This window comes from Methanocalculus sp. (assembly GCF_029762515.1).
Classification (GTDB): domain Archaea; phylum Halobacteriota; class Methanomicrobia; order Methanomicrobiales; family Methanocorpusculaceae; genus Methanocalculus.
Window position 1 is genome coordinate 1 of the sequence record NZ_JARVGN010000361.1, and the last position, 2380, is coordinate 2380.

3 protein-coding genes and 1 pseudogene are annotated in these 2380 nt (G+C 45.8%); all 4 read left to right on the forward strand.

Annotation, left to right across the window (positions count from 1 at the left end; all coding sequences use genetic code 11):
* Positions 1–53 precede the first annotated feature (53 nt).
* Positions 54–482 carry a universal stress protein gene (locus QCH34_RS10920; RefSeq protein ID WP_300334049.1) on the forward strand — a complete coding sequence of 143 codons (429 nt, stop codon included), beginning with the start codon at positions 54–56 and terminating at the stop codon, positions 480–482.
* Positions 483–487: 5 nt separating this feature from the next.
* On the forward strand, positions 488–1336 hold the full coding sequence (locus QCH34_RS10925; protein WP_300334052.1) for a CBS domain-containing protein: 849 nt from the start codon (positions 488–490) through the stop codon (positions 1334–1336).
* A gap of 78 nt (positions 1337–1414) precedes the next feature.
* A complete protein-coding gene (gene psmB, locus QCH34_RS10930; RefSeq protein ID WP_300334055.1) occupies positions 1415–2056 on the forward strand; it encodes an archaeal proteasome endopeptidase complex subunit beta in 642 nt (213 codons plus the stop codon).
* Positions 2057–2089: 33 nt separating this feature from the next.
* A pseudogene (locus QCH34_RS10935) lies at positions 2090–2380 on the forward strand (beta-CASP ribonuclease aCPSF1); the annotation flags it as partial.

Sequence of the window (2380 nt, forward strand, 5' to 3'; positions counted from 1 at the left end):
TCTTTTTTAATTAATAACTACCTAATAATAAAGAACTGATTTTGGTGGTACGTATGTTTCACACACTCCTGGTCGCAATTGACGGCTCTGAAATTGGTATGAATGCTCTTGATAAGGCTGTTGAGCTTGCCCGTGGGTTCAAGGCAAATCTCCATGCAATCTATGTCATTGAGACAGGGCTCATATCATCTGTTCCGATGGATAACACATGGGAGGTCATCTATAGCCTTCTCGAAAAAGAAGGAACCGAAGCACTGCATAAAGCTGAGGGAAAGGCTGCTGATGCCGGCATAACACTCACAAAACATCTCCTCTCCGGCCATGCAGGCAATGAGATCCTCAACGTCGCCGAGCAGGTGAAAGCCGATCTGATCATAGTTGGTTCACGCGGCAAGTCCGAGATCGATCGCCTCTTGATCGGGAGTGTTTCAGCCCATGTCGTGAAATATAGTACCGTTTCAACTATGGTGGTGAGGGTATAAGCACAATGATAGTTCGTGACTACATGACAAAAAATGTGGTCACAGCTGACACCCCTGCAAACAGGGATGAGATCCTGAAGATTCTGAAAAGAACCGGGATCAGCGGCGTTCCTGTGATGAAAGACGGGAAGTGTATCGGGATCATAACCAGAAAAGATCTTCTCGGAAATCCTCATGAGACACAGATTGCATTATTGATGACCCATGACCCAATCTCAATAACACCAGATGCAACCCTGAGAGAGGCAGCAGATATAATCATTACAAATAATATCAGGCGGCTTCCGGTTATTGAAGACGGCAAACTCGTTGGACTCATCAGCGTTGCCGATCTTGTCGGGGCAGTTGCCCAGCTGAAGATCAAGGATGAGATCAAGAACCGGTATATTGCCAGAACATTTGCCCTCTGGAGTGAGACCCCACTCACAATTGTCGGAAGGATCATGGAGATTGCCCATGTAGATGCAATTGCCATTCTTGATTCTGAAAGCAGGCTTGAAGGGATCATTACCGAACGTGATCTCATCAGGTGCTCCTGTATTGAGGACGATGTCGAGGTAAGCGACTTTTCAAACGGCACAGACGATGACGAATGGACATGGGAGAGTATACGTGACATGCATATGATCTCCTATGGAATATCCCGGATTCAGCTTCCAACAAAACCCGTTAAACTTGCAATGGTCAAGAAGGTTATTGCCGTTCCAACGAATGCCGGGGTTTCCGAATGTGCATTGAAGATGAAGAGAGGGCGTGTCGATCAGCTGCCAATAGTCAACGGCGATAACAGGCTTGTTTCAATGCTCTATGATCGGGAGCTTATCAAGGCACTTCTCGACTATACACCACAATAAGAATATTTAATATAAGTAATCACTAAAATATGATACAATACCAATCATTTTTTTCATTCTGATTTTTGGGGGCATATTATGATGCAACAGCCACAGGAGATTATGAAGGGAACGACAACAATCGGAATTGTCTTCTCAGATGGAGTCGTGCTCGCAACAGAGAAACGGGCAACGATGGGCTATATGATCGCAAGTAAAAATGCTAAAAAGATCTATCAGATTACCAACACAATCGGCATGACAACAGCCGGTGGTGTAGGAGATGCCCAGCAGCTTGCACGACTGATGAGTGTGGAGAGTAATCTTTACCAGATCCGGCGAAGGACAAATATCTCTGTCGGAGCCTCGGCAACTCTCCTCTCAAATTACTTAAACCAGAACCGTTACTTCCCCTATTATGTACAGCTCCTTGTTGGAGGCGTGGATGATACAGGATCTTCTGTCTATTCGGTTGATGCAATGGGCGGAGCAACACGTGAAGATGACTTCGTTGCAACCGGATCCGGATCTCCGATGGCATTTGGTGTGCTTGAGGACAGGTTCAAGGCAGGACTCTCAGAGAAAGAAGCAACCGAACTTGCTGTCCGTTCCTTAAAATCTGCCATGAGGCGGGATGCAGGTTCTGGTGAGGGGTACCAGCTGGCTGTTATAACAGCAGAAAAATTCGAGGTGCTTGATGATAGCACCCTCGAAAAGATCGTTAAAACCCTTCGCACATAACATTTTTTTTAAAAACTTTTTTAGGAAGATTCCATGTTAATTGAGGACAGACTCAAAGAGCTGAAAGAGCTGATAAACCGTAAAGTACCTCCGGGTATAACGGTATCCAATGTCGAATTTGAAGGGCCCGAACTTGTCATCTACACAGATGATCCCAAACAGTTTGCAGATCAGGCAGATCTGATCAGGGTGCTTGCACGCGATCTCAGGAAACGGATCGTTGTCCGCCCGAACATTCTCGAGGATCCTGAGAAGGCATATGACGAAATTGTCAGGATTGTGCCGGAAAATGGCGGTATCACCGACATATTCTTTGATCCGGAT

Excerpts from the sequence above, each read along its gene's own strand:
- QCH34_RS10920 (WP_300334049.1), top strand. The coding sequence starts at position 54 with ATGTTTCACACACTCCTGGTCGCAATTGACGGCTCTGAAATTGGTATG.
- QCH34_RS10925 (WP_300334052.1), top strand. The coding sequence starts at position 488 with ATGATAGTTCGTGACTACATGACAAAAAATGTGGTCACAGCTGACACC.
- psmB (WP_300334055.1), top strand. The coding sequence starts at position 1,415 with ATGATGCAACAGCCACAGGAGATTATGAAGGGAACGACAACAATCGGA.